The organism is Rhizobium sp. CCGE531, from assembly GCF_003627795.1.
GTDB lineage: Bacteria > Pseudomonadota > Alphaproteobacteria > Rhizobiales > Rhizobiaceae > Rhizobium.
Window position 1 is genome coordinate 2,660,251 of record NZ_CP032684.1, and the last position, 26,874, is coordinate 2,687,124.

General features: G+C 59.3%; 30 protein-coding genes. 19 read left to right on the top strand and 11 right to left on the bottom strand.

Annotation, left to right across the window (positions count from 1 at the left end; genetic code table 11):
- Positions 1-79: 79 nt before the first annotated feature.
- The 3 genes from CCGE531_RS12985 to CCGE531_RS12995 form a co-directional block, all read right to left on the bottom strand.
- Positions 80-994, bottom strand: a complete 915-nt coding sequence (locus tag CCGE531_RS12985; protein WP_120666786.1) for a glycosyltransferase family 92 protein — start codon at positions 992-994, stop codon at positions 80-82.
- Positions 995-1,055: 61 nt separating this feature from the next.
- A complete protein-coding gene (locus CCGE531_RS12990) occupies positions 1,056-1,964 on the bottom strand; it encodes a glycosyl transferase (protein ID WP_120664533.1) in 909 nt (302 codons plus the stop codon).
- A 4-nt stretch (positions 1,965-1,968) separates the two neighbouring features.
- A complete protein-coding gene (locus tag CCGE531_RS12995) occupies positions 1,969-2,436 on the bottom strand; it encodes an Lrp/AsnC family transcriptional regulator (RefSeq protein ID WP_120664534.1) in 468 nt (155 codons plus the stop codon).
- 239 nt (positions 2,437-2,675) lie between these two features.
- Here CCGE531_RS12995 and trxB point away from each other — a divergent pair, with 239 nt between their 5' ends.
- From trxB to CCGE531_RS13020, 5 genes are all read left to right on the top strand, one after another.
- Positions 2,676-3,650, top strand: a complete 975-nt coding sequence (gene trxB, locus CCGE531_RS13000; protein ID WP_120664535.1) for a thioredoxin-disulfide reductase — start codon at positions 2,676-2,678, stop codon at positions 3,648-3,650.
- Positions 3,651-3,673: 23 nt separating this feature from the next.
- Positions 3,674-4,570 (top strand): LysR family transcriptional regulator VtlR, encoded by an 897-nt coding sequence (locus tag CCGE531_RS13005; RefSeq protein ID WP_120664536.1) that lies wholly within the window; start codon positions 3,674-3,676, stop codon positions 4,568-4,570.
- Between the two features lie 563 nt (positions 4,571-5,133).
- Positions 5,134-5,427 (top strand): metalloregulator ArsR/SmtB family transcription factor, encoded by a 294-nt coding sequence (locus tag CCGE531_RS13010; RefSeq protein ID WP_120664537.1) that lies wholly within the window; start codon positions 5,134-5,136, stop codon positions 5,425-5,427.
- A gap of 2 nt (positions 5,428-5,429) precedes the next feature.
- Positions 5,430-6,596 (top strand): MFS transporter, encoded by a 1,167-nt coding sequence (locus CCGE531_RS13015; RefSeq protein WP_120664538.1) that lies wholly within the window; start codon positions 5,430-5,432, stop codon positions 6,594-6,596.
- A gap of 38 nt (positions 6,597-6,634) precedes the next feature.
- Positions 6,635-7,747 carry an alkene reductase gene (locus CCGE531_RS13020; RefSeq protein ID WP_120664539.1) on the top strand — a complete coding sequence of 371 codons (1,113 nt, stop codon included), beginning with the start codon at positions 6,635-6,637 and terminating at the stop codon, positions 7,745-7,747.
- A 121-nt stretch (positions 7,748-7,868) separates the two neighbouring features.
- Here CCGE531_RS13020 and CCGE531_RS13025 read toward each other — a convergent pair whose 3' ends face one another.
- On the bottom strand, positions 7,869-8,846 hold the full coding sequence (locus CCGE531_RS13025; protein WP_120666788.1) for an SDR family oxidoreductase: 978 nt from the start codon (positions 8,844-8,846) through the stop codon (positions 7,869-7,871).
- Between the two features lie 92 nt (positions 8,847-8,938).
- On the opposite strand from CCGE531_RS13025, the gene CCGE531_RS13030 reads away from it, so the two are divergent.
- A complete protein-coding gene (locus CCGE531_RS13030; protein ID WP_120664540.1) occupies positions 8,939-9,853 on the top strand; it encodes a LysR family transcriptional regulator in 915 nt (304 codons plus the stop codon).
- A gap of 2 nt (positions 9,854-9,855) precedes the next feature.
- Positions 9,856-10,371: a GrpB family protein gene (locus tag CCGE531_RS13035; RefSeq protein ID WP_120664541.1), complete on the top strand. Its 516-nt coding sequence runs from the start codon at positions 9,856-9,858 to the stop codon at positions 10,369-10,371.
- Here CCGE531_RS13035 and CCGE531_RS13040 read toward each other — a convergent pair.
- A complete protein-coding gene (locus CCGE531_RS13040; RefSeq protein ID WP_120664542.1) occupies positions 10,368-10,649 on the bottom strand; it encodes a DUF2188 domain-containing protein in 282 nt (93 codons plus the stop codon). The genes CCGE531_RS13035 and CCGE531_RS13040 overlap by 4 nt on opposite strands.
- Positions 10,650-10,822: 173 nt before the next feature.
- Here CCGE531_RS13040 and CCGE531_RS13045 point away from each other — a divergent pair, with 173 nt between their 5' ends.
- Positions 10,823-11,977 carry a calcium:proton antiporter gene (locus CCGE531_RS13045; RefSeq protein WP_245458844.1) on the top strand — a complete coding sequence of 385 codons (1,155 nt, stop codon included), beginning with the start codon at positions 10,823-10,825 and terminating at the stop codon, positions 11,975-11,977.
- A 139-nt stretch (positions 11,978-12,116) separates the two neighbouring features.
- On the opposite strand, the gene CCGE531_RS13050 is transcribed toward CCGE531_RS13045, so the two are convergent.
- The gene (locus CCGE531_RS13050; RefSeq protein ID WP_120664543.1) at positions 12,117-13,319 is read right to left on the bottom strand and encodes a pyridoxal phosphate-dependent aminotransferase; all 1,203 of its coding nucleotides are present in this window, start codon (positions 13,317-13,319) and stop codon (positions 12,117-12,119) included.
- A gap of 518 nt (positions 13,320-13,837) precedes the next feature.
- On the opposite strand from CCGE531_RS13050, the gene CCGE531_RS13055 reads away from it, so the two are divergent.
- The 4 genes from CCGE531_RS13055 (at position 13,838) to CCGE531_RS13075 (ending at position 17,284) form a co-directional block, all read left to right on the top strand.
- The gene (locus tag CCGE531_RS13055; RefSeq protein WP_120664544.1) at positions 13,838-14,998 is read left to right on the top strand and encodes a PQQ-dependent sugar dehydrogenase; all 1,161 of its coding nucleotides are present in this window, start codon (positions 13,838-13,840) and stop codon (positions 14,996-14,998) included.
- 98 nt (positions 14,999-15,096) lie between these two features.
- Positions 15,097-15,987, top strand: coding sequence for a DMT family transporter (locus tag CCGE531_RS13060; protein WP_120664545.1), 891 nt, complete (start codon positions 15,097-15,099; stop codon positions 15,985-15,987).
- Between the two features lie 498 nt (positions 15,988-16,485).
- Complete coding sequence (locus CCGE531_RS13070) at positions 16,486-16,701, top strand: cold-shock protein (protein ID WP_120664547.1); 216 nt, start codon at positions 16,486-16,488, stop codon at positions 16,699-16,701.
- A 148-nt stretch (positions 16,702-16,849) separates the two neighbouring features.
- A complete protein-coding gene (locus CCGE531_RS13075; protein WP_120664548.1) occupies positions 16,850-17,284 on the top strand; it encodes a BA14K family protein in 435 nt (144 codons plus the stop codon).
- 151 nt (positions 17,285-17,435) lie between these two features.
- Here CCGE531_RS13075 and CCGE531_RS13085 read toward each other — a convergent pair whose 3' ends face one another.
- Positions 17,436-18,080, bottom strand: a complete 645-nt coding sequence (locus CCGE531_RS13085; protein WP_120664550.1) for an MBL fold metallo-hydrolase — start codon at positions 18,078-18,080, stop codon at positions 17,436-17,438.
- A gap of 251 nt (positions 18,081-18,331) precedes the next feature.
- Between CCGE531_RS13085 and CCGE531_RS13090 the strand changes: the two genes are divergently transcribed.
- The 6 genes from CCGE531_RS13090 (at position 18,332) to CCGE531_RS13115 (ending at position 23,203) form a co-directional block, all read left to right on the top strand.
- The gene (locus tag CCGE531_RS13090) at positions 18,332-18,970 is read left to right on the top strand and encodes a DUF1236 domain-containing protein (protein ID WP_120664551.1); all 639 of its coding nucleotides are present in this window, start codon (positions 18,332-18,334) and stop codon (positions 18,968-18,970) included.
- Between the two features lie 245 nt (positions 18,971-19,215).
- On the top strand, positions 19,216-19,479 hold the full coding sequence (locus CCGE531_RS13095) for a hypothetical protein (RefSeq protein WP_120664552.1): 264 nt from the start codon (positions 19,216-19,218) through the stop codon (positions 19,477-19,479).
- 475 nt (positions 19,480-19,954) lie between these two features.
- Positions 19,955-20,425, top strand: a complete 471-nt coding sequence (locus CCGE531_RS13100) for a MarR family transcriptional regulator (RefSeq protein WP_205586442.1) — start codon at positions 19,955-19,957, stop codon at positions 20,423-20,425.
- Between the two features lie 77 nt (positions 20,426-20,502).
- Entirely contained in the window at positions 20,503-21,204 is a 702-nt protein-coding gene (locus CCGE531_RS13105) for a response regulator (RefSeq protein WP_120664554.1), read from the top strand.
- 22 nt (positions 21,205-21,226) lie between these two features.
- Positions 21,227-22,609, top strand: coding sequence for an ATP-binding protein (locus CCGE531_RS13110; RefSeq protein WP_120664555.1), 1,383 nt, complete (start codon positions 21,227-21,229; stop codon positions 22,607-22,609).
- 12 nt (positions 22,610-22,621) lie between these two features.
- Positions 22,622-23,203, top strand: a complete 582-nt coding sequence (locus CCGE531_RS13115) for a DUF1349 domain-containing protein (RefSeq protein WP_120664556.1) — start codon at positions 22,622-22,624, stop codon at positions 23,201-23,203.
- Positions 23,204-23,238: 35 nt separating this feature from the next.
- On the opposite strand, the gene CCGE531_RS13120 is transcribed toward CCGE531_RS13115, so the two are convergent.
- From CCGE531_RS13120 to CCGE531_RS13135, 4 genes are all read right to left on the bottom strand, one after another.
- Positions 23,239-23,580, bottom strand: coding sequence for a tRNA-binding protein (locus CCGE531_RS13120; protein WP_120664557.1), 342 nt, complete (start codon positions 23,578-23,580; stop codon positions 23,239-23,241).
- 121 nt (positions 23,581-23,701) lie between these two features.
- Complete coding sequence (gene proC, locus CCGE531_RS13125) at positions 23,702-24,541, bottom strand: pyrroline-5-carboxylate reductase (protein WP_120664558.1); 840 nt, start codon at positions 24,539-24,541, stop codon at positions 23,702-23,704.
- A gap of 1 nt (position 24,542) precedes the next feature.
- Entirely contained in the window at positions 24,543-25,043 is a 501-nt protein-coding gene (locus tag CCGE531_RS13130) for a YbjN domain-containing protein (protein ID WP_120664559.1), read from the bottom strand.
- 389 nt (positions 25,044-25,432) lie between these two features.
- Positions 25,433-25,693, bottom strand: a complete 261-nt coding sequence (locus tag CCGE531_RS13135; RefSeq protein WP_120664560.1) for an accessory factor UbiK family protein — start codon at positions 25,691-25,693, stop codon at positions 25,433-25,435.
- 263 nt (positions 25,694-25,956) lie between these two features.
- Between CCGE531_RS13135 and lgt the strand changes: the two genes are divergently transcribed.
- A complete protein-coding gene (gene lgt / locus CCGE531_RS13140) occupies positions 25,957-26,844 on the top strand; it encodes a prolipoprotein diacylglyceryl transferase (protein WP_120666792.1) in 888 nt (295 codons plus the stop codon).
- The last annotated feature ends 30 nt before the right edge of the window (positions 26,845-26,874 follow it).

Consider the following 26,874-nt stretch of genomic DNA (forward strand, 5'->3'; position numbering starts at 1 on the left):
TTGCGTCCGGAATTGCGAGAAACGAAGAGATAGAGTGGCTCAGAGGGCTCGTGAAAACTGAACCGCTTTAGGCGGTCAACTAGCGACCAAGATCGATATGGTGGCGCTCGATGAAATCGATCATCGAACGATCCTCCACCATATCTTCCTCGATGCTTTTGACGACCGACAGGACCTTGTCTCGATATTTCGCCGCGCTGCTGTCGTAAGCCCATCCTCGCGCGAGCTTCTCCATCAGCTCCTGCCGGGATTTCGTATAATAGTGGTTGAGCTGCAGGAACCGGTTTGAATAGAATTCCGGAGATTTTCGCGCGCGGCGCGTGAAACGCTTGCCGGCATCATTGGCCGTCAGATCACCGTGGGAACGCGTCTGGAACTGATGCACGCTGACCTCGGTCACTTCGCATGGATCGACGATGCACTTGAAATTGCTGACATTTTCTTTTGTCGTCATCGGATCGGCGCCGCGCATCGTATAATTCAGTGTCAAAGGTCCGTCCGGCGGCGTCTCGTGGCCGCTGGTGGCAAACATATGCCATGGTAGCGAGACATTGGGAAAATCGCCGACCGCCTCCAGCGCCTGCTCGACGGTTGCCGCTTCCTTCGGCAGAAGGAATTCATCGACATCGATGAACGCCATCCAGCGGTAATGACCGCCGAAATTCAGGATGGCGTGCGCAAATGTGATGACCTGGCCGTTCAGCACGGCCGATGTTGCCGTATCGCGCATCCGCCCAGCCCAGGGGATGATCGTCAGCATGTGCTCATTCAGCAGACTGCGAAGAAGAGTGCAGGTCTCGTCGGTGGAGCCGTTGTCATAGATATAGAAGTGACGAATACCGACCGCCTGGTGAAAGCGCACCCATTCCTCGATATAGCGTGCCTCGTTCTTGACACAGGCAGCGATGGCGATGCCATGGCGCCCTGCCCTCGCCTCGGGCGGATCGATGGTCAGCTTCTTGGCGTCGGACGCTTTCGGTTTCAGCCAGCGCATGAACTTCATTCCAGCAACCTTATTTGCAATCCGCGCGTGGGCTCGTCGTCTTCGGCAAGCGTCACGCCGTCGATTTCATGGCGAACCTGTCGTCGTAACCGAAATCATATTTCAGGAGTGCCGAAATGGGAGAATAGTTGACGAAAGAGACGCCGCGCTCGGTGGCGATCTGCCGCGCGAGCACGAGATGCTCGATGATACGGCCCTCAGCCCGCGCAATGCCGGAAAAAGCCGTATCGCCGACAGTCTCATAAAAGCGCGGCTCGCCGGCATTGGAAATATCGATCCCCAGAAAGCCGACCTGATGCCGCGCGCAGTAAAGAGCAAATTGCAGGGCCGAGACCGCGACGGACCCGCCCAGAAAAACCCCACGATCCGGCGAAATAGAAAAGCCCGCCGAACCCTCGGCATCCAGCCGCACATATTGCAGCTTCTTGAGATCGTCGAGCGAACGGCGACGGGCGCCATAGGGTTTGCGGATATCGTCGATCAGGATGATGGTCTTGTCCGCCAGCCAGCTCTTGTCGATCTCGCAAAGAGCCCGCAGCACCGCGACGGAAAACAGACAGAGCGAGCCGGGGGCGACCTTCTTGCGCAGCATGTCGATGTGCCGCCAGACGAAGCGCTCGTCCTCGACCGCAATCGCCAACGGCTCGCCAATCGGCTCGCCCGACAACCCGATAGCGCCGTTCAGAAGAATGGCGCTTTTGGCTTCCAGGCTGCTCAGGTCGCAACCACGAATGGATGGGCCGGAGCCGACAATATGGATTGCATCGCCACAACGTTCGCGCAGCCGATCCATGCCGGCAAGGCTCGCGACTTTCGCCCCACGGTAATGCACCTCGCTGACGCTTTGGCTGCGGACGATGCTGAGCCCCGGAAACCAGTCCTGTACATGCGCCAGCGAACCGCCCAGGAAAAGGCGCACGCCGGACTTGATCAGCGACCGGTGCCAGGGGCGATCCGCCATCCGCCTAGAGCTCCACCAGACCGAGTTTCTTGACCTGCCGGATCGTCAGCATGGTGCGCACGGTATCGACATGTTCGTTCGCGGTTAGAATTTCGATGACGAAATCCTGGAAGCGGGTGAGATTTTCGGCAACGCAGTGGAGAAGAAAATCGCTATCGCCGGAAACCATCCACGCCTGCCGCACCAGCGGCCAGGCTGCCGTCGCATTGGCAAAGGCCTTGAGATTGGCCTCCGACTGATGCTTGAGGCCGACCATGCAGAAGGCGACCAGATCGAAGCCAAGCTTCGGGCTGTTGAGCATGGCATGATAGCCTTCGATGATACCGGCTTCTTCCAGCTTGCGCACCCGGCGCAGGCATGGCGGCGCGGAAATGCCGACACGGTCCGCCAACTCGACATTGGTCATCCGTCCGTCTCGCTGCAGTTCCCGCAGAATCTTGATATCGATGGCATCGAGTTCAGCGCGAAGCACTTTTATTGCCTTTCTTTAATTCCCCTTCGGCAGCTTCTATATAAGGCGGGAAAATACGCAAGAAAGTTTCTCTCGCGTAACTGATTCTTACAGAGAGCCGATTTGCTCTGTGTGTAATGCAAGGCTGCCCTTGAATAAATGCATAAGGCAATCATAAATGAAGCGGCGGACCGTGAAATCGCCTGCTTTGGACGTTTGAAGCCGCGGTTTCCCAATCGCTGAAATTGAAAGGACTGACTATGCCTGCCCGCCACACGAAGGTGCTCATCATCGGTTCCGGCCCCGCCGGCTATACCGCCGCGGTTTATGCCGCGCGCGCGATGCTGCAGCCGGTTCTGATTGCCGGTATGGAACAAGGCGGCCAGTTGATGATCACGACGGATGTCGAGAACTATCCGGGCTTTGCCGATCCGATCCAGGGCCCGTGGCTGATGGAGCAGATGCTGCAGCAGGCCCAGCATGTCGGCGCCGAGATCGTCAACGACCTCGTGACCGAAGTCGATACCAGCCAGCGTCCTTTCGTCGCCCGCACCGATAGCGGCCAGGTCTGGACGGCCGATACCCTCGTCATCGCGACCGGCGCCAAGGCGAAGTGGCTGGGAATCGAGAGCGAGCAGCATTTCCAGGGCTTCGGCGTTTCCGCCTGTGCTACCTGCGACGGCTTCTTCTATCGCAACAAGGATGTGATCGTGGTCGGCGGCGGCAATAGCGCCGTCGAGGAAGCGCTCTATCTCTCCAATATCGCCAAGTCGGTGACGGTCGTGCATCGCCGCGATTCCTTCCGTGCGGAAAAGATCCTGCAAGAGCGCCTTTTCGCCAAGGCAAACGTCAAGATTCTCTGGAATACCGAGGTTGCCGAGATCACCGGCACGCCGGCCAAGCCGCCGATGCCGCCGTCGGTTACAGGTGCACGCCTGCGCGATGTGCGCACGGGCGCCGTCACGGACATGCCGATCGACGGCGTTTTCGTCGCCATCGGCCATGCGCCGGCGACCGAACTCTTCAAGGGAAAATTGAAGCTCAAGGACAATGGCTATCTCTGGACCGCACCGGATTCGACGGCGACCAACGTCGAAGGCATCTATGCCGCCGGTGACGTGACCGACGATACGTTCCGGCAGGCGATCACGGCAGCAGGGATGGGCTGCATGGCCGCGCTTGAGGCGGAACGCTACTTGACCGGGCACATGCCCGTCGCCGTGGCTGCGGAGTGATGCAGCCGATGAGGGGAAACGGCATGCCATTGGATTGGGACAAGCTGCGTATCTTTCACGCGGCTGCCGAAGCGGGTTCGTTCACGCATGCGGCCGATAAGTTGCATTTGTCCCAGTCCGCGATCAGCCGGCAGGTCAGCGCGCTCGAGCAGGACGTCGGCATCAAGCTTTTCCACCGCCATGCGCGCGGCCTCATCCTGACCGAACAGGGCGAGTTGCTTTATCGCACGGCTCATGACGTTCTCTTGAAGCTCGAAACGGTCAAGATGCAATTGACCGAAACGACCGACAAGCCGAGCGGCAAGCTGCGCGTGACGACGACGGTCGGCCTCGGCCAGGGCTGGCTCACCGACAAGATCCAGGAATTCCTGCAGCTTTATCCCGACATGTCGATCCAGCTCATCCTCGATAACGAGGAGCTTGATGTGAACATGCGCCATGCGGATTGCGCCATCCGGCTGCGCCAGCCGCAGCAATCGGATTTGATCCAGCGCAAGCTCTTCACCGTCCACATGCACGTCTATGCGGCCCCCTCCTACATCAACCGCTACGGCGAGCCGCAATCGGTCGAGGCTCTGGACGAGCATCGCATCATCAGCTTCGGCGAGCCGGCGCCGAACTACCTGCTCGACGTCAACTGGCTGGAGATCGCCGGCCGGTCGTCCGACAACAAGCGCGTGCCGCATCTGCAGATCAACAGCCAGACGTCGATCAAACGCGCATGCCTGCTCGGCATCGGCATCGCCGTTCTGCCTGATTATATCGTCGGTCGCGATCCGGGCCTTATCCAGCTCGCAATCAATGCGGACGTACCATCCTTCGATACATATTTCTGCTACCCGGACGAGATGAAAAACGCGGCTAAGCTTAAGGTTTTTCGTGATTTTATCGTGTCCAAGGCTCGTAACTGGAATTTTTAGTGAAGGTAAGTCACTGATAACGAACTCTTTTTATGACTAATATATCAGCTGCGCGTATGATGCATAGCTGATATGCACAAAATAGAGTTGAAGCCTGCCCATTTAACTACCATATCGCACATAGCTGATGCACACGGTGGCTTTTCCTCCCAGTTCCACCGCATTGGCTGTTCCCCTCTGGAGGTTTTTGACCTTCATACCTATAGGGCCCTGGTTTACTCCGGAGGCCCTTTTTTTTGCCTTTTTGATGCCAGGCCCGCAAACGCATAACTGCCATGCACAAAAAAGCATTGCGCACTGCACAAATTAGCATCATAACGCACATAGCTGATGCACATGGTGGCTTTTCCTCCCAGTTCCACCGCATTGGCTGTTCCCCTCTGGAGGTTTTGACCTTCACACCTATAAGGGCCCTGGTTCATTCCGGTGGCCCTCTTTTTTTGCCCAATTTCTAAGCACGCGCGCGAGCAGCCCTGCCAAAAATAATATTCGGCGTCGCCCTTGATATATCGAAATCTGTCGATACATAAATCGGGATTATTCGATATTGCTTGGTGAACACCATGGACAAGAACGAGATATTGAAGGCCTTGGCCAATCCGGCCAGGCTCGAAATCCTCAACCACCTCAAGGATCCGGAAACCCATTTCCCGACCCAGGAACATCCGCTGGAGCTTGGTGTCTGCGCCAGCCAGTTCGAGCGCTGCGGTCTCTCGCAATCGACTGTCTCCGCTCACCTGGGCACGCTCCACCGCGCGGACCTGGTGACGACGCGGCGCCTCGGCCAGTGGATTTTCTACAAGCGCAACGAAGAAACCATCGCTGAATTCCTCGAAGCCATGCGGAAGGAACTCTGAACATGCCTCTTGCGCTCCTCGTTCTCGCGCTCAGCTCCTTTGCCATCGGCACGACTGAATTCGTCATCATGGGATTGCTGCCGGAGGTGGCCTCGGATCTTACGGTCACCATTCCGCAAGCCGGTTGGCTAGTCACCGGCTATGCGCTGGCCGTCGCCATCGGCGCGCCGATCATGGCTGTCTCGACAGCCCATTTGCGCCGGCGATCGGCGCTGATCATGCTGATGGGCTTCTTCATTCTCGGCAATCTTCTCTGCGCCGTCGCCCCGAATTATTGGGTCCTGATGATCGCCCGCATCGTCACCGCGCTTTGCCACGGTGCCTTCTTCGGCATCGGTTCGGTGGTTGCGGCCAGCCTGGTGCCGGAAGACCGTAAGGCCCGCGCCGTCGCCCTGATGTTCACCGGCCTGACGCTCGCCAATGTGCTTGGCGTTCCCCTCGGCACGGCTTTCGGCCAGGCTTTCGGCTGGCGCGCGCCATTCTGGATCGTCACGCTGCTCGGCGTCGCCTCGATTGCAGGACTTGTCGCCGTGCTGCCGAAGGACGAAGCTGCCCGTCAGGGCAGCCTTGGCCGCGAGATAGCCGCATTGCGTGGCCTCGGCCTCTGGCTGGCATTGCTGACGACCGTTTTCTTCTCGGCCGCCATGTTCGCCCTTTTCACCTATATCGCCCCGATGCTGCGCGATGTTACCGGTGTCTCGCCCGAGACCGTAACCTGGACGCTGCTCTCGATCGGCGTCGGCCTGACCATCGGCAATCTGATCGGCGGCAAGCTGGCTGACTGGCGCCTTGGTTCCACGCTTGCCGGTGTCTTCCTGGCGATCGCGGCGACATCGGCGATCTTCAGCGTCACCATCCACTCCCTGGTCGGCGCCGAGATCACGCTCTTCCTATGGGCTGCGGCGGCTTTCGCCGCCGTGCCGGCATTGCAGATCAATGTCGTCAACTTCGGCAAGGACGCCCCGAACCTCGTATCGACCATTAACATCGGCGCCTTCAACACCGGCAACGCGCTCGGCGCCTGGGTCGGCGGAATGCTCATAGACGAAGGTTTTTCACTCTCGCAGGTGCCGCTGGCCGGCTCGGGCATGGCAATCCTGGGCTTCCTCACCGTCTTGCTGACATTTGCCGCCATACGTCCCCGTGACGAGGCGCTCGCCTCATCCTGATCCCTCTCCTCCTCCCACCTCAACTGAAAGGACGACCCATGACCAAATTGTTCGAACCGACGAAGCTTGGCGATATCTCCATCGCCAACCGCATCGTCATGGCACCCCTGACGCGCAATCGCTCGCCGAATGCCGTGCCGAACGAGCTGAACATCAAATATTATGCCCAGCGTGCCAGCGCCGGCCTGATCATCACGGAGGCAACGGCGATTACCCATCAAGGTCAGGGCTACGCCGATGTTCCCGGCCTCTACAGCCAGGAAGCGCTCGACGGCTGGAAGAAGGTGACCGATGCCGTGCACGCCAATGGCGGCAAGATCGTCGTTCAGATGTGGCATGTCGGCCGCATCTCCCATACGACCTTGCAGCCGAATGGCGGCAAGCCGGTCTCCTCCACCTCCAGGCGCGCTGAAAATTCGAAGACCTATCTGGTTAACGGCGACGGCACCGGCGGCTTTGCAGACGTTTCCGAGCCGCGTGCGCTCGAAACCTCGGAAATCCCGGGCATCATCGAAGACTATCGCAAGGCCGCCCGCGCCGCGATCGATGCCGGTTTCGACGGCGTCGAGATCCACGGCGCGAACGGCTATCTGATCGACCAGTTCCTGCGCGGCGACGTCAACGACCGCACCGACCAGTATGGCGGCTCGATCGAGAACCGTGCCCGCTTCCTGTTCGAAGTGGTCGATGCCGTCACCAAGGAAGTCGGTGCGGGCCGCACGGCAATCCGCATTTCGCCGGTCACGCCATCGGGCGATGCCAGCGACCCGGCCCCGCAGCAACTCTTCACTTATGTCATTGAAGGTCTGGCGAAACACGGCCTCGCCTATGTCCACGTCGTCGAAGGCCAGACCGGCGGCAAGCGCGACTTCCTGCCCTTCGATTACGATGCCCTGCATGCCACCTATAAGGCCGCAGGAGGCAAGGCCGCCTGGATGGTCAACAATGCCTATACCCGCGAGATGGCGGTCGAAGCCGTCGACAGCGGCAAGGCCGATGTCGTTGCCTTCGGCAAGCCGTTCATCTCCAACCCGGATCTCGTTCGGCGCCTGAAGGAAGATGCGCCGCTCGCGCCGCTGGATCAGGCAACGCTCTACGGCGGTGGCTCCAAGGGCTACGCCGACTATCCCTCGCTTGAAGAAGCCGCTTGACCTGGCCTCTGAACGGTCTTGATATCGATAGAAAACCCTCGCAACGCATGTTGCGAGGGTTTTTCATTATCTGAGCTTTGAAATGGCCGGACCAAGCAGGCTTTGCACCTGAGGATGGCACTCATGCGGCCTGCAGGCAACCAATGGACGCCAGGCTGGCCCGGACGGCCTCATCGATCGGCGTATGCGGCTCTTCGCCGAGCACGGCCAGCAGCTTGTCGTTGCGCATCTGCAGCGGTACGTCCCAGAGATAGCTCATTTCGCGTAGCTCCCGCATGAATGGGACGAAGGGAGCCGCCAACGGCACGATCCACCAGGGAAATGCCTTTACCTTCACCTTGTGGCCGAGCACGCGCTGCACGGCATCCACGATCTGCATACCATCGCCATCCCAATGGCCGCGCATATGATAGACGGCGAAGACCGGCAGCTCGTCGCCCTTCTCGATCAGCCGGATCATGGTCTCGGCGACATCGGGCAGATAGGCCCATTGATGGCCGAGGCCGCGCTCGCCCGGATAGGTCATCGAGCTGATCGGCTTGCCCGGCGTCACCATGGCCTGCGAGAACCAGCTATTGGCACGGGATCCACCGAAAAAATCGCCGGCGCGAACGATGATGACCGGAGTGCCATCCTGCTCCGCGGCCGCTCTCAAACGCCGCTCCATCTCAACGCGAATGGCGCCTTTGCGGGTCTTCGGCCGCTGCGCGCTGTCCTCGCTGACATCAGGGAAGACATCGGGGCCGAAATTGTAGACGGTCCCTGGCAACACGATCCGCGCACCAACTGCCTTGGCGGCGGCAATGGTGTTGTCCAGCATCGGCAGGACGACCTTGCCCCAGTTGCGGTAGCCGGGAGGATTGACTGCATGCAGGATGACATCCGCACCTTGCGCTGCCTTCAGGACATCATCCGCCTGCATCGCGTCGCCCTGAACCCAGTCGAAGTCCGGCTGGCAGCGGGTTGCCTCGGCTGCATTGCGGTTCAGCGCCCGGATGCGCCAGCCACGTGCGGCGAGCCCCTCAGCGACGGCGCCGCCAATGCCGCCGGTGGCGCCAAGTATCAAGGCCGTTTTGCCATGCTCCATCTGATTGCTCATGATCATCTCCATCGGTTTCGATGGACTGACTATGCCGAACCCTCGCGATAAACGAAATTGCCAAAAAATCTGCAGATGATATACATAAATGTATGCCGCTCTTATCTGAACCAAGCTGGGATTTCTATCGTACCTTCCTTGCCGTGCAGCAGCACGGCTCGCTCTCGGCCGCTGCTCGCGATCTCGGCCTGACACAGCCGACGGTCGGCCGTCATATCGACGCATTGGAAAAGGCGGTCGGCGCTGAACTGTTCACGCGTTCGCAGCAGGGCCTGTTGCCAACCGATACCGCCCTCGCCCTGAAACCCTATGCCGAGACGCTGGCAAGCACGGCCGCCGCCCTACTGCGGGCCGCCTCCGGTTCGAAAGACAAGGTCAGCGGCACGGTGCGCATCAGCGCCAGCGAGGTCATCGGAACGGAAGTGTTGCCACCGATCCTTGCCGCACTGCAGGCAAGATATCCCGAATTGATTATCGAGCTGTCCGCTTCCGACGCGGTGGAAGACTTGCTGCAGCGCGAGGCGGATATTGCCGTGCGCATGGTGGCGCCGGCGCAGGAAGCTCTGCTCGCCCGGCATATCGGCATCATTACCCTCGGTCTCTTCGCCCATCGCAGCTATGTCGAGCGACACGGCAAACCCACAACCCTTAAGGAGTTACACCGGCACAAGCTGATCGGCTTCGATCGTCAAACCGCTTACATACGAATGATGCAAAAGCGCTATCCGATGCTCGACGGCGTCTCTTTCAGCTTTCGATCCGACAACAGCATCGCACTGCATAACGCTTTGCGCGCCGGTATCGGCATCAGCTTTTACCAGATTCCCTTGGCAAGGCGCGACGCAAGCCTTGTGCGCCTGTTGCCCGAGATCGAATTGTCGCTCGACACCTGGATCGTCATGCACGAAAACCTGAAGACGTCGCCGCGCTGCCGCGTGACATTTGACGCGCTGGTTGCGGGTTTGCTGGATTATATCAAGGGTAACAACGCGGAGGAGCCGTATTGACCATGGGAACAGCGGTGGAACTGGTGCCCTACGATCCAAACTGGCCGGATGATTTCGGCCGCATCCGCGACGGGCTTCAGCGATTGCTGGCGCCCTATGTCTTGACGATCGCGCATATCGGCAGCACGTCCATTCCCGGCCTCGCGGCAAAACCGCTTATCGATATCGACATCATCCTGCGCGGCCTCGCCGACATCCCTGCCGCGGCACGCATTCTGCTGGACCAGGGCTACGAACCACGCGGTAACCGCTATGACGATGAAGTCTGGGCATTCATGCGGCGCGATGGCAGGCCGCCGGAGCGCCTCTATCTTTGCACGCCGGGCAACCGGACACATGAACGCAGGATGATCTTTCAGGATTATCTTCGGGCGCACCCGGCGGACGCGGCCGCCTATGCGAAACTGAAGCGAGAACTCGCCGAAACCCACCGGCACGATGGTGATCGCTATACCGCCGAGAAGCGTCACTTCGTCGACGCGATCATCGAAAAAGCGGTCGGCACTGACCTGCTCTAGGCACCAGGCGCCGTATCGACCGGCGGGAAATGCTTTTGGCCATCGATGACCTCCGTTTCCGGACGGTCGCCGCCATCGGCATATTCCTCATGCCATTTGCCGCTTTCATCCTGCCAACTGATTTCAGCCGAGTCGCCTCCGACCTGCTGTTCAGCCGCAACGATCCGCGCGGCCTCCACAGCCTCGGAATGCGTCGGAAACGCCTCCGAATAAACATCACGGAAACGATAGGCCCATCCACCGTCGTGCGGCACGATTTCGTAAACGACCTTGACCATTCACTCCCTCCTTCTCATCTGCCAAGACCTTCGAATCCGGACATCGCCGGCAGGATCGCGTGCATCTGAGACGGGTTTCGAGGATGCCGCGGCATTTTGGTGGGCAGACCTATCCGGGCAGTATTCCATTAAACTGCGCTAACTGCAAATTTCGGCCCCTTCCTGAGCGCTTGATGTGCGAAATCATTGCTTTAGAGTGCAACCGTGAATCGGCGCAAAGGTTGGGCAAAGTGATCGCAGCAAAGTGGTTTAAGCAGGAAAAAGCGCTGTTGGTCGCATTGGCAATTGCCGTCATTGCCTATGTTGGCGAGCATTCCGTGCTCGAAATGGGGCAAGCTGCATCGATGATCGCGGCTGTGGCATTGATCGCAACGATTGTGCTGGCATCCATGCGCGTCGCCCATCATGCCGAAACCCTTGCCGTCAAGGTCGGCGATCCCTACGGCACGATGATCCTGACGCTGGCGGCCGTTGCCGTCGAAGTCATCATCCTCGCCATCATGATGAGCGGGGAAAGCTCGCCGACGCTGGTGCGCGACACGATCTACTCCGCCGTCATGCTCGATATCAACGGCATCCTCGGCCTCGCCGCCCTTCTCGGCGGCCTCAAACACGGCGAGCAGCCCTATAACGATGATTCCAGCAAGACCTATGGCGTGATGATCCTGACGGCCATGGGAATTTCGATGATCGTGCCGGAGTTCATCCCCGATGCGAAGTGGCATTATTATTCGGCCTTCACCATCGTTGCGATGATCGCGCTCTATGCGCTGTTCCTGCGCATGCAGGTCGGCAAGCACAGCTATTTCTTCAGCTACAGCTATCCGCGCACGGAGAAGAAACTCGCGGCGACAGAAGAGCATCAAGAGGACGAGTCCACCACCACATCGATCGTTACCATCCTCATCGGCGTCGTGCTGATCGGCGCGCTCGCGGAGTTCATGGCGGTCTTCATGGATACTGGCCTCAAGGGCACGGGAGCACCGCCTGCCATCGCGGCCATCGTCGTCGCCGCGATCTCGGCGGCCCCGGAAATTTTGACGGCATTGCGGGCGGCCCTGCGCAACCGCATGCAGGCGACGGTCAATATCGCCATGGGCGCCTCGCTATCGACGGTCATCTTGACGGTGCCCGTCATGGAGGCGATTGCGCTCTATACCGGCCAGCCCTTCATCATGGCCATGTCGCCGGTGCAGACTGTCATGGTGATGATCACGCTGATCGCCGCCGCCATCAATCTCAACGACGGCGAAACCAACGCCATCGAGGGCATGACCCATTTCATTCTCTTCGCCACCTTCATCATGCTGACCGCGCTCGGGCTTTGAGCCCGATTTCAATGGCTTGCGCCGATCGGCGGACTCAAATTGCGAAGCGCTTGAATCAATTGATGAACCCGAGGCCATCGAGCTGAACGCAAAAAGCCCGCCGTCTGGCGGGCTTTCCATTTGAGCGATTATTGACTGCTTACCTGCAGGCCGCGCAGAAGCGCTGGATGCGGCGGCAAGCTTCTTCGAGCAGCTCTTCCGAGGTCGCATAGGAGATGCGGAAATTCGGGCCGAGGCCGAAAGCCGAACCGTGCACGACAGCCACACCTTCCGATTCCAGCAGCTCGGACACGAAGTCCTCATCCGTCTCGATGACCTTGCCGGTCGGAGCCGTCTTGCCGATCAGGCCGGCGCAGGACGGATAAACGTAGAAGGCACCTTCCGGAACCGGGCAGGAAATGCCCTTCGCCTGGTTCAGCATCGATACGACGAGATCGCGGCGACCTTCGAAGATCTTCTTGTTGCGGGGAATGAAGTCCTGCGTACCATTCAGCGCTTCGACGGCTGCCCACTGGGCGATTGAGGTCGCACCCGAGGTCTGCTGACCCTGGATCATGTCCATCGCCTTGATGAGCTGCAGCGGGCCGGCGGCATAGCCGATACGCCAGCCGGTCATGGCATAGGCCTTCGAGACGCCGTTCATCGTCAGCGTGCGGTCATAGAGGCTCGGCTCGACTTCGACCGGCGTGGCGAATTTGAAATCGCCATAGGTCAGGTGCTCATACATGTCGTCGGTCAGGACCCAGACATGCGGATGCTTGACCAGCACGTCCGTCAGCGCCTTCAGTTCGGCATGGGTATAGGCAGCGCCCGATGGGTTGGACGGCGAATTGAACATGAACCACTTGGTCTTCGGCGTGATCGCCTTTTCAAGATCGGCAGGCTGCAGCTTGAAGCTGTTGGCCTGCGTCGTCGCCACGAAAACCGGCGTACCGCCACAAAGCGCCACCATTTCCGGGTATGAAACCCAATAGGGCGTCGGGATGATGACTTCGTCGCCCGGGTTCAGCGTCGCCATGAAGGCATTGAACAGGATCTGCTTGCCGCCCGTGCCGACGATCGTCTGCTCCCAGGTATAGTCGAGATTGTTCTCGCGCTTGAACTTGGCGGCGATCGCCTTGCGCAGCTCGGGAATACCGGAGACCGGCGTGTACTTCGTCTCGCCGCGATTGATCGCGTCGATGGCGGCCTTCTTGATATTATCGGGCGTATCGAAATCCGGCTCGCCCGCGCCGAGGCCGATCACGTCACGTCCTTTTGCTTTCAGCTCGCGCGCTTTCTGGGAAACGGCGATGGTGGCAGAAGGCTTTACACGGGAAAGAGCGTCGGCAAGAAAGGCCATGATGATCGGTCCTATTCGGTTGAAAATGGCAGAAAGCCTGCGGACCAGTTTTCTGCGCTAAGCTCTATGTCGAATATGGGCCGACGTTTCAAGCACAAAGGCGTCACAGTGGCTTTATTTCATGGCTTTCCGCGCCGGGCATGTGAGACCTTCTTACCCGGCTGAGAGCCTGAGATACGAGACCACGCGCCTCCTCTGCCCGAACCGCATCGCCCACAAGCGGATACCGGTGATCCGTCCGAACTTGAATCAATACGTGAAGCACTTGAATCAGATTCGGAAGGGCGGGGAAATTTCCGATACGGAACAAATACTTCCCCGATATCAGCCTCTCGCAAGGAGGATCGGAGGCCCCGCGACCGGAAATAGCCCCTCGCCGGCCGGCCGGATCGAGAAAGCTGAAGGGCCTGTCATCCCGAGAGCAAGAACACAAAGACGTTATCGGTTCAGCGGCCGCCTTGAATGCCGGCTGAACGGCCCCACCTTGCGAAAACGAGGATATCGGGGAGTTGGGACGGATGCGCCCTGACAGAACGAGATTTGACAGAGCGGGAGTTTCGATCGCTTTGATGGCCTGCGCCCTGCTCTCGGCAACATCAGCGCTTGCCGAACCGGCACAAACCATCAAGACGCAAGAGATAACCGTCAAGGTCGAAACGATAGCGGCAGGGCTCGAACATCCCTGGGCGGTCGAAGTGCTGCCCGATGGCGCTTATCTCATTACCGAACGCCCGGGCCGTATTCGGCTTGTCCGCGATGGCAAGATCTCCGCTCCGATCTCGGGCGTCCCCGAAGTCTATGCTCACGGTCAGGGCGGCCTCCTTGACGTGGCGCTCGATCCGAAATTCTCCAGCAACCGCACCCTCTATTTCACCGCCGCGGTGGCGGGCGACGGCGGAAGCGGCACCGCCGTCTTTCGTGCCCGATTGTCGCAGGACGAAAAACAGCTGACCGACGTGAAGCGTATCTTCCTGATGAACAAGCTGTCGCGCGGAGATCTCCAATACGGCTCGCGCATCGCGATCGCTCGCGACAGAAGTCTTTTCGTCAGCCTCGGCGACCGCGGCCAGCAGGATCGCGCCCAGGATTTTCACGACGATGCAGGCTCCATCATCCATATCGAGGCCGATGGAAGCATCCCAGCCGATAATCCGTTCAAGGACGGCAAGCGTGCGCTGCCGGAAATCTGGTCGAAAGGTCATCGCAATCCGCAAGGCATCACCTTCGACAGCGAGACGAACAAGCTCTATACGGCGGAACACGGCGCCAAAGGCGGCGATGAGATCAACACGCCCGAAGCCGGCAAGAACTACGGCTGGCCCGTCATCTCCTATGGAGTCAATTATTCAGGCACGAAAATCGGCGTCGGCACCGCAAAGGCCGGCATGGAGCAACCCCGTTTCTATTGGGACCCTTCGATCGCGCCCGGCGCCATCTCCGTCTATCGCGGCAAGATGTTTCCCGAATGGAACGGCGATATCCTCGTCACGGCCCTGAAATTCGAGCTGCTGTCGCGGCTGAGCCTGGACGGCAAGAGCAAGATCACCGAGCGGGAACGCATGTTCGACGATAAGTTCGGCCGCTTGCGCGATATCACGGTCGCACCCGATGGCGCGCTGCTGATCACGACCGATGAAGAGGATGGCGCGCTCCTGAGGGTTTCGCGGGCTAAAAGCTAGTACCAAGCGCTCCGCTTCTGATGCCCTTCGCCCTTGCCCGGCGCAAAAGCAGCTGCTAACGGTCGCCTCGCTCTTTCCTCCCCTTCCGCAGGATGCAGATGTCTCGCATACAGGCGAATTTGTTGTTGTTGGTTGCCGCCGCGATCTGGGGCGGCGGTTTCGTTGCGCAATCGACAGCCATGAAGGCGATCGGACCCTTCTGGTTCATCGGCCTGCGATTTGCCGTGGCCACCCTGGTCGTCCTGCCTTTCGTCTGGATGGAGAACAAGAAGGCCGCAAAGCCGCTGACGCGCAGCAACTGGCTCGTCTTTCTGCTGATCGGCATCGCCCTCTTCGGGGGCGCCGCGACCCAACAGATCGGGCTTTTGACGACGACGGTGACGAATTCGAGCTTCATAACCGGCCTATACGTGGTCTTCGTGCCGGTGATTGCCGTTATCTTCCTGCGTCGCTCGCCGCATTGGATCATCTGGCCGGCAGCGCTGATGGCGCTTTGCGGCATCTATCTTCTGTCGGGCGGCTCACTCTCACGCCTAACATCAGGCGATTTCCTAACGGTCATCTGCGCGCTCTTCTGGGCGGCGCAAATTACCCTTGCCGGCTCGGCCGTCAATGAAACCAGCCGGCCGCTTGGTATTTCCGCAACTCAATTTGCCGTCACCGCCGTTCTCGCCCTGGCCGTTGCAGTCGCCATCGAGCCGATCAGCATCGCCGCTATCCGCGCAGCGCTTGGCGAAATCCTGTATGTGGGCATCTTTTCGTCCGGTCTGGCTTTCGCGCTGCAGATCATCGGCCAGCGTTACACAACCGCCCCCCAGGCTGCGATCTTCCTGTCTTCGGAAGCATTGTTCGGGGCTTCGCTCGGTGCTTTGCTGCTGGGCGAAACCATGGGTCCGCTCGGCTATGTCGGTTGTGCCCTGATGTTTACCGCGATGCTTGCGGTCGAACTCGTACCGGAGTTGACCCGCCGTCGCCACGCCGCAGCGTAAAAAAAGCCCTGAAATGGGCGCTTTTGGCGGCGCTCGACAAGCTTTGCCGAAAATTTTCCGAACAATCGAAAATAGACGTTCACACCGGCTGATTTGGGAAAATTTCACCAAAACTATATCGCGAGCGATGGAAAAACCTTAGAAACTTGTTTCAAAGTGAGAAAATTCGCGAATCGCAATAACACAGTCGCATTACGCTATTGTGCCTCCTCGGACACGTTAGAAAACTTTTGCTTGCCAATTTCCCATAAACACAGCACTCTCAACGGTGTTCGGGCATTTTTAGAGCATGGGAAGTCCTAATAGAATTGCGCGCCGGAAACGCTAATATTCCGGTCTGCCTGATCGAGAAGCGGGGTGGCAAACATCGCATCGAGATCATGCCGAGTTACGGGGACCTTTTCCTTCAAAATTCGAGAACTGCCTGCAAGCGCCCGCGAGGGTAAGGACGTAATGCTGCCCGTGTGGATGGTGGGCAGGGAGAAAAGGACCTGAGGCATGGCCGAGACTGGCACTGTAAAGTTTTTCAATACCGATAAGGGCTTCGGTTTCATCAAACCGGACAAGGGTGGCGCGGACATCTTTGTACATATTTCTGCAGTTCAGGCTTCTGGTCTGGCGGGATTGTCGGAAAACCAGAAGGTAAGCTTCGACACGGAACCGGATCGTCGCGGCAAGGGACCGAAGGCTGTTAATCTGCAGATTGACGGCTGAGACGCCTTGACGACTATCAATTCGAGTTGAGGCCCGGCAGCGATGCCGGGTTTTGTCATTCAGTCTGCATTCAGTTTGCCGCGTATAGTTTGCCTCCCATGAAAGAGCGGGAATACCAGTTATCCCGCTTCCTTTAGAGGATAGGCCAATGACCATACTCAGCAAAACGCTCGTCATGTCCGCCGTAGCCGCGGCACTGACGGTAACTTCCATGAGCGCCGCGTCCGCTGATGAATACTGGCGCCATCACAACCGCGATGGATGGGCGATCGGCGCCGCCGGGCTGGCTACCGGCCTGATCGTCGGTTCCGCCATCGCCAGCCAGCCGCGCTATGTCGAGCCGGCGCCGACCTATGTCGACCCAGATTACGACGCGCCTCCCCCGTCCTACTATGATCGTCCGCCGCCGCGCCGCGTTTATGTCGAGCGGGATGTGAGCTACTATGCGCAGCCGGCATCTGGTCTGCGCCCGTGGTCTTCCACCTGGATGCGCTATTGCTACGACCGTTACAGAAGCTTTGACGGCCGCTCCGGCACCTATGTCGGCTATGACGGCATGCGCCACTTCTGCACCGCCGACTGATTGGAGCAATTCCAGGAAAAGTGCGCAGCGGTTTTCCGTCCGGAATTGAGAGAAAACAAAGAGATAGAGCGGTTAAAGCTGAGCCGCTCTACGGAGCGGCTACAACATCATATGACGAGGAACCAAAACGCCGCTTCCAAGCGGCGTTTTTTTACAATCCGCGCAGGAAAGGATTGGTGCGGCGCTCATCGCCGATCCGGCTGCCTGGCCCGTGACCGCAGATGAAGCCGACCTCATCGCCAAGCGGAAATACCTTGTCGCGGATCGATTCCAGCAGTTGCTGGTGATTGCCGCCAGGCAAATCCGTCCGCCCGATCGAGCCATTGAACAGCACGTCGCCGAGATGGGCAAAGCCCTGCTTGCGGTTGAAATAGATGACATGGCCGGGTGCATGGCCAGGGCAGTGGAAAACCTCGAATTCATGCTCGCCGAAAGAGAGCTTGTCGCCCTCTTTCAGGAAACGGTCCGGCACGACATTGCGCACGCCGCCGATGTTGAACATCTTGCCCTTGGCTTCGATATCCTCCAGCAGGAAGCGATCGTCCTCATGCGGGCCGATCACCTCGATCCCAAGCGCTTCGCGCAGTTCGTCGGCGCCGCCGGCGTGATCGATATGGCCGTGCGTCAGCCAGATCGCCTTCAACGCGATGCCGTTCTCGCGCACGGTCTGCAGAATGACGCCGACATCGCCGCCCGGATCGACCACGACACCCTCCTTCGTCTCCGGATCGAACAGGATGGTGCAATTCTGTTCAAAAGGGGTCACCGGAATGATGCCGGCCTGGAGCATGCCCATGGAGTGCCTCGTCTGTCTGATCGTCCTGTTGCGGGATATAGCCGCAAACCTCGGGCAAAACAGCCCCCGCCGGCTTCAAAGCGGCGCGAAAGCCAGCCGGCACCTCGATAATTCGCGAATAAATATAATGAATTCCGTGGCTTAAACGCACTCTCTCATTCAACGACAGCATGATCGAAGCAGGCCGGCCGGAACACTGAAGCACCCGAAACGTTGAGGATAGGTCTTTGGAGGCCAGAAGGAGAGAACCAATGTCCTTGAAGAGAAATTTGCTGCTGGCCGGTGTCATCCTTGTCGGCAGCGCGGGCCTGGCCCAGGCTGAAATGTCCGCAACCACGGCCACCGACATCGAAGTTCGCTCCGGCCCAGGCGCCGAATTCCCGACCGTCGGCGTCGCAACGCGCGGATCCGAGGCGACGCTGGATGGCTGCATCGAAGGCAGCCGCTGGTGCCGTGTCGATGTCAACGGCATGCGAGGCTGGGTCTACGCCCAGTATCTCAGCGTCGAACAGAACGGCGCGTCGGTGGTCGTCCAGGACCATCGCGATGATCTCGGCATTCCCACCATCACCTACGAGCAGAGCGATCACGTCAAGACCGGCAGTGTCCGGACCGCGCAGCCTGGTCCGACCGACCAGTTGCTCGGCCCCGTCGATCAGGGCGGCGGCAATGTGGTCGCGATCACGCCGCCTGAGGAAGTCCGAACCTACATCGACGGCAATCCGATCGATACGGTCCAGTTGAATGGCGACCTGGTCGTCGGCGCCACCGTTCCGCAGAGCGTGGAGGTGCACCGCATTCCGGATTATCAGTATAGCTACGTCGAACTGAACAACCAGCCGGTCTTGGTCGATCCGGGTACGCGCCGCATCGTCTACGTCTACCGCTAATTTGTCTGCGGAGCCGAACAAGATGGCGAAATTGGCATGCGGCCGATCGGCCGCAAGCCCACAACGCGGATTTCCCCTGAAATTATTGCGGAATTCTCCCGTTTGGGTTGCCCTTCTATTTGCAGCGATCCTTGCTTGATGTAATCCTAATATCCACTGAGGATATCGCCGCTCCCCGCAGCAATCCGGGATGCGACGAGAGGGGATCCGGAAGTGTCTTCCGGAGCAATGGGAGAAGGGTAGTCATGGAAAGTTTAGGGCCTATCATCACGCAATTGATAGCCGGTGCGATCGGTGGCAACGCCGCGAGCGCCGTTTTGAAGCAGGAAGGGATAAACCTTGTCGCAAGAACGATCGCCGGCGCCATTGGTGGCCTTGGCGGCGGTCTGATCCTTAATCTGATCGGCAGCGAAGCCCTTACCGGCCTCGTCGCGCAAGGCATTTCCTCACTGGTCGCCGGCGGCGTGCTTTCCGCCATTGTTGGCGCGGTTCTCGGCCGCAAGTCGTAAATTCATCAAATCGCACAGGCCGGCGGAGTGACCCGCCCGGCTTGTGCGGATCCAAGCGCAGGGTCGCCCGGCACCGGCCACCGCCCATCCGCATCTAGGGATGGACGACGCGGGACAGATCGGCGCAGCTGGCGCTTGCCGGATCCGGATCGAATGCCGCGTCATTCGATTACATCTTTTATGCGGCCTCTCTTCCTGCCATGGCCTGCCAAGATTGCCTTCGCTGTCACACCAGGGGTTGATTATCGTTTCCGCCGCGCTCTATCCACGAGATGCGGAAGGGGAAAATACGAGATATATTGGAGTTTTACGGGGTCGCGCGTAATTTTCGGATGCGGCAACGCCGTTTGAGCCGTGCAGCAATTGTATGAAAACAGTCGATGGCGTAAAAATGTGTCAACGAAGCTGACATATTTTTACGTAAGTTTCCCGGATGGTCCAAAATTGGAAAGGAACTGCCAGGGTGCCACGACAGATGAGCCAGAACGCGGCAAAGACGGAGTTGCTGGAAACACCGCTGCAGAATGCGGGAAGCATCGATTTCGAAGTGATCGAGCTGCTTTTCTTCGCCTACCGCGATTTCGTTTCGGATCCAGACCAGATTCTCGTCAAGAGCGGCTTCGGGCGCGCTCATCATCGCGTCGTTCATTTCGTTAACCGCGAACCCGGCATGACCGTTGCAGACCTTCTGGAAACATTGCAGATCACCAAACAGAGTTTGGCGCGGGTTCTCAAACAATTGATCGATTCGGGTTATATTCGGCAGGTCGCCGGTCCGGAGGATCGGCGGCAGCGCAAGCTTTACCCCACGCGGGCCGGCCGCGATCTGGCTCTGGCACTGGCCGAGCCGCAATCGCGCCGCATTGAACGGGCATTCGAAGGCGCATCGGAAGCGACGCGCGAAAGTGTAAAACATTTCCTGCGGGGAATGCAGACCGAGAAGTGATGGCAATTCAGACCGAGGGGGCCGGTGCGGAATGCGTCATCTCAATCTATGGGTAGGACAGGATCGAGACGGATCGAATGACGACAAAAACAGCAATCTCGGATGATGCCGCACATCTTCTGGTCGTGGACGACGATACGCGTATCCGCGCCCTCCTCAACCGCTACCTGATGGAGAAGGGATTCCGGGTAACGGCTGCCGCCGACGGTGCCGAGGCCCGCCGCAAACTGGAAGGGCTCGATTTCGATCTCATCATCATGGATGTGATGATGCCCGGCGAATCCGGGATCACGCTGACATCGAGCCTGCGTGCCATCAAGAACATTCCGATCATCATGCTGACGGCGCTTGCCGAAGCCGACTCCCGCATAGCGGGCCTCGAAGCCGGCGCGGACGACTATCTGCCGAAGCCCTTCGATCCGCGCGAACTGGTGCTGCGCATCAACAACATACTTCGGCGCAATACCCCCGCCGACTCCCCGAAGATCGAGCTCGTCATGTTCGGGCCCTATACGTTTTCGCTGACCCGCAAGGAACTCAAGAAGGCGGCGGAGCTCATCCGTCTGACCGACCGCGAACAGGAAATCATGCTGCTCTTCGCGAAGCGCGCCGGCGAGACGATCCCGCGTCACGAGTTGATCGGCGGCGATGCCGAAGTGGGCGAACGGACCATCGACGTGCAGATCAACAGGCTGCGTCGCAAGATTGAAGACGACCCGGCCAACCCTATCTGGCTGCAGACGGTGCGTGGCATAGGCTACCGCCTTAGCATAGACTGAGATCGGCCCGCGGGATCAGGTGATGGTGACTTTCGATTCGATCAGGCGCGACCAGGACCACACCCCCTCTAACGGGCTCCGGTGGCTGACACGCTGGCTGCGCCGGTATGTTCTGCCGACCGGCCTTTATGCCCGCTCGCTGCTGATCTTCATCCTGCCGATGATCATCCTGCAGGCTGTCGTGACCGTCGTCTTCATGGAACGTCACTGGCAGATGGTGACGCAACGGCTGTCGATGGCGACCACGCGCGACATCGCCGCCATCATCACCATAATCCAGACCTATCCGCAGGATGCCGATTATTCGGCCGTTACCCAGATGGCGCGTCAGAAGCTCGACCTTGCCATTTCGATCGAGCCCGGCGGCGAGCTGCCGCGGCCCGGCGAGAAGCCCTTCTTTTCGATCCTCGACGGCATTCTGAGCGATGAGATCCGCGATCAGATCAACCTGCCCTTCTGGATCGACACCGTCGGCAATTCCAGCCTGGTCGAGATCCGCATCAAACTGCCCGACAAGGTGCTGCGCGTCTTCGCCAAGCGCAGCCAGACCTATGCCTCCAATACTCATATCTTCATTCTCTGGATGGTCGGCACCTCGCTGGTGCTGATCGGCATCGCCGTGCTTTTCCTGCGTGGCCAGATCCGCCCGATCCTAGCGCTGGCTCAGGCCGCGGAAAGCTTCGGCAAGGGACAGCGGCTGGAAAACTATTCCCCCCGCGGCGCCGACGAGATACGCCGCGCCGGGCTTGCCTTCATCCTGATGCGCGAGCGCATCGAACGGCAAATCGAGCAGCGCACGGCGATGCTCTCCGGCGTCAGCCACGACCTGCGCACCGTTCTCACCCGTTTCAAGCTGCAACTCGCTCTTGTCGGCGACAATCCCGATCTTGTCGGCCTCGGCGAGGATGTCGAGGACATGCAGAGCATGCTCGAGGGTTACATGGCCTTCGCACGTGGAGAAGCCGAGGAAGATGTCGGCCAGTTCAAGCTCAGCGACATCCTTGAAAAGATCCGGCAGGACTTCGCGCTGCATGGTAAATCCATGAGCTTCTCGATCGATGGCGACGATGAGATCTCTGTCCGGCCCAATGCCTTTACGCGGCTGGTGGCCAATCTCGCCACAAACGCCCGCCGCTATGCCGACAGCCTCCGCGTCGAGGCCCGGCACAGCGCCAAATGGCTGACGATCGTCTTCGATGACGACGGACCCGGCATCCCTGTCGAGGCGCGAGACGATGTCTTCAAGCCGTTCTTCCGGCTGGATACCGCGCGCAACCTCGACAAATCAGGCACAGGCCTCGGCCTTGCCATCGCTCGGGACATAGCCCGCAGCCATGGTGGCAACGTCACGCTCGGCGATAGCCCGCTCGGCGGCCTGCGTGCCACGATCCGTATTCCTGCGTGAGGGAGACATCCCATGTCGATCGATATTGATGGCATGCACTGGCTGAACGCGCCGCCGGCATGGGAAATGAACCAGGGCCGATTGTTCGTCCGCTCCGGCAACAAGACCGATTTCTGGCAGGAAACCTATTACGGCTTCCATCGCGACGACGGCCATTTTCTCGGGATGCCTCGCCGCGGCGATTTCACCGCCGAAGCAACCTTCATCGGGCACTATCGCGAGCTTTACGACCAGGTGGGCCTGATGGTCCGCCACGACGCCAGGCATTGGATGAAATGCGGGATCGAATATACCGACGGCGCCAAGCATTTCAGCGTCGTCGTCACCAACGGCAATTCCGACTGGTCTGCTTTCCGGCTGGATCATGATTTCGGCGCCATCTCCGTGCGGGTCACACGCAACGGAGACGCCCTCTTCATCCAGTATCGCACCGACCGGATGAGCGAATGGCGCATGGCAAGACTCGCCTGGTTCGATCCTACGCTGGAGGACATATCTGTCGGTCCGGCCTTCTGTTCGCCGCAGCGGGAAGGCTTCGAGGCGGAATTTCTCGATTTCAGCCTGACCGATCCCCTATCCAGGGATATTCACTGAGCCTGTTTCTCCGCGATCACGAAAGGGGCGATCGCTCACATCATCCTCTTGCCGTTCGGCACCGGCTGGGTCACCGCGGCAAGAACGATCGCGCCCGTCTCATCCTCGAAACCAAGGGTCAGCACTTCGGAACGCACCGGCCCGATCTGGCGCGGCGGAAAATTGACGACGGCCAGCACCTGCCGCCCGACAAGGGTTTCCGGCGTATAATGCACGGTGATCTGCGCGGAGGAACGCTTGATGCCGATCTCCGGCCCGAAATCGATTTGTAGCTTGTAGGCGGGCTTGCGCGCTTCCGGAAAGGTCTCCGCTTCGATGATCGTTCCGACACGGATATCCACCCGTTCGAAATCGCCATAGGTGATCTCTTCCGCCATGCCTTGCCCTTTATCGAAAACCTAGAACGGTTCAACGTTTCGTGGAACCGCTGAACCGTTCCATCTCTTTGCTCTCACGCAATTCCGGACGGAAAACCGCCGTACATTTTTCCTGAAATTGCTAGCCGGCCAGTTCCTGCGCCCGCTTGCGTGCCGCTTCCAGCGCCGCATCGAACAGTGGCTGCATGCCATCTTCCGCCATCAGCACGCCGAGCGCCGCAGCGGTCGTCCCGCCGGGAGATGTCACATTCTGGCGCAGGCGCGAAGCGTCGTCGGGAGACTGGTGCAACAATTCACCAGCCCCCGCGACAGTTTCCCGTGCAAGCCGCATGGCGAGGTCCGCCTGCAGGCCGAGCTTCCGGCCCGCCTCCGCCATGCATTCGACGAGATAGAAAACATAGGCCGGCCCGCTACCCGAAACCGCGGTCACCGAGTCGATATCGGCCTCACCAGGCACCCATTCGACCGGGCCGGACACTTTCAACAGGTTGTGAACCAATTGCCGCTGGCGATCGCTCACTCCAGCATTCGCGAAAGCCCCCGTCACGCCGCGCCCGACCATCGCGGGCGTATTCGGCATGGCTCGCACCATCGCCGCCTCTCCCAGGTGCTTTTCAAGCGAGGAGAGCATCTTGCCGGCGGCAATGGAGACGACGACGGTCTCCTCGCCCATCAGGGATTTGAGCGGCGGCAGAACCGCATCCATGAGCTGAGGTTTGACGGCGATGAAAAGAACACCGGCCGTCACGCCGGCGGGAGCTTCGGTGACATGGCTGGCACCCGCATCCGCGATCATTTTCCGCATCGCTTCGGCCGGATTGGGATCGACGACGATGACCGACGATCCCGGCACACCGTTCTTCAGCCATCCCGTCAGCAGGGCGCCACCCATATTCCCCGCGCCGATCAGCATGATCGGCCCGGAAGATACGAATGCATTGGCGGATTGTTGACCTGTCATGTCACGCTTCGCCCACCGTTTCAAAGAGCACGGCTTCCATGGCGCGGTTCGCGTCAAGCCCGGACCATACCACGAATTGGAAAGCCTGATAGTATGCCTCGCAGGTGTCAAGCCCGTTGGAAAGCAGCACTTCCACTTGCCGGTTGGTGGGTTCGGCCCCGCCGGACAGCAGCAGCGACTGCCGGAAGATGACGATATCTTCCTGTCGCCACAGATCGAAATGGCCCATCAGCACCTGCCCGTTGATGCAGGACAGGAGCTTGATCACCTCGTTGACGCGCGGGTCCGGAACCTTGACATCGAACGCGCAGGCAATGTGCAGCGCCTCGAACTCCTCCATCCAGGAGAAAGAGACGTGATAATCGGTCCATCGCCCTTCGACCGTCATGGCGATTTCATCCTCGCCCGACCGCTCAAACGACCAGTCGTTATTGGCAGCAACGAACTCGATCATATCGACCGGATTCGATTGTCGTTCGACTTCCATTTCCATAAGGCTCATGCAGCACCTTCTTGACCGGAACGATTGCAGTTTTCCCGTGACCCAACACTGAAAGAACGCAAACAGTTTTACTCCGGAAACACATTCGGGATGATGTTGAACGGCTGCCAGGCTAACGCTTCCACCATGCCCGGGGCTTACCAAGTCCGTTTCGAATCATCATTTAAAATCAGTGTATAGCGGCATGCCCGGCATGCCAGCCCCTGAACATCGATTTTGGAAACGGCACTGTGGAAAGCTCTTCCGACGCCTATTCAGAAGGGAGTCATAACCGACTCTGGCGATTGGCTTTTTTGCCTATGTCCACAAGTGGAAAAACAGGCGGAAATTTTCAGAGGAAAAAGGTGCGGCAAGCGGGGCCGCACCGGCCCGCAGGCAGAAGATCGAGCTTATTTGTCCTTGGAAGCGAGCTTGGCTTCCAGCGCGTCGATTCTCGCGAGCAGCGCCTCGTTCTCATCGCGCGCCTTGATCGCCATTTCGCGAACGGCTTCGAATTCCTCGCGCTTGACGATATCCATGCTGTTCAGCCAACGCTCCGCTTGGGCATTGAAGGCCGTCTCTATCTCGCGGCGCACGCCCTGGGCAGCACCGGCGGCATCGGTCATCAGCTTGGCGAATTCGTCCAGGATTCGGTTCGGTCCAGTGCTCATGGCAATCTCCTTGCGGCCGTCGGCCCTCAACGGTCAGGCATCGATACGGGCCAGATAGTGCTGAGGTAGGATTTCCAAGGGATTGATGCAAGCAAATTGAGATAGGACGGGACAACGCAGCTCCGGATAACGGACGCGGCAACAAACGACTTGACCGTTTCGGTGGCGAACGCCATGTTCCGCGCACATTTGAATACTTAGCATGATCCCGTTCCGAAATGGCACGATGCTTTCGGGAACATGCTGCAACGGGCCTGACGATCTTGCTGACATCCGCCAATCTCGCCGCCATCTTGCCTTTTCCGGATATCGATCCGATTGCTATCAACCTCGGCCCTGTCCCGGTCCACTGGTACGGGCTCGCCTATGTGGCGGGCATCCTGCTCGGATGGCTCTATGCAAGGTGGCTGGTCGACAGCGGCAAGCTCTGGCTGAACGACACCGCGCCGATGACGCGCCAACACCTGGATGACTTCATCCTCTGGGTCGCCTTCGGCATCGTCCTGGGTGGCCGTATCGGCTATATTCTCTTCTATGATCTCGATCAGGTAATTGCCAATCCGATCCGCGCGGTCCAGATCTGGAAGGGCGGCATGTCCTTCCATGGCGGTTTAATCGGCACGACCATAGCCATGTTTTTGTTCGCCAAACGCAACAAGATTCCCGTCTGGAGCTTGTTCGATATCGTCGCGGCCGCCGCGCCGGTCGGCCTCTTCTTCGGCCGCATCGCCAACTTCATCAACGGCGAGCTCTGGGGCCGCGTCACGGACGTCCCATGGGCGATGGTTTTCTGCAGCCCGCATGTGATCGCCGCCCATAACGGCGTCTGCCCCGCCGGCCCGGATCCGCGCCACCCGAGCCAGCTTTATGAAGCCGGCATCGAAGGCATCATTCTCTTCCTTGTCCTCTTTGCCCTCACGCGCTGGGCGCTGGCGTTGAAGAAACCGGGCACGGTCAGCGGTATTTTTGTCATCGGCTACGCTTTCTCGCGTATTTTTGTCGAATTCTTCCGTCAGCCTGATGAGCAACTCGGCTATCTGCTCGGCACGAACTGGCTGACGATGGGCATGGTGCTGTCGCTTCCGATGGTCGCCATCGGCGTTTGGGCCGTTATCCGCGCCCGTCAGGCGGCAACCAGGCAGATGGCATGAGGTGGGGTTCAAAATCGCGTGGTCTTTTCA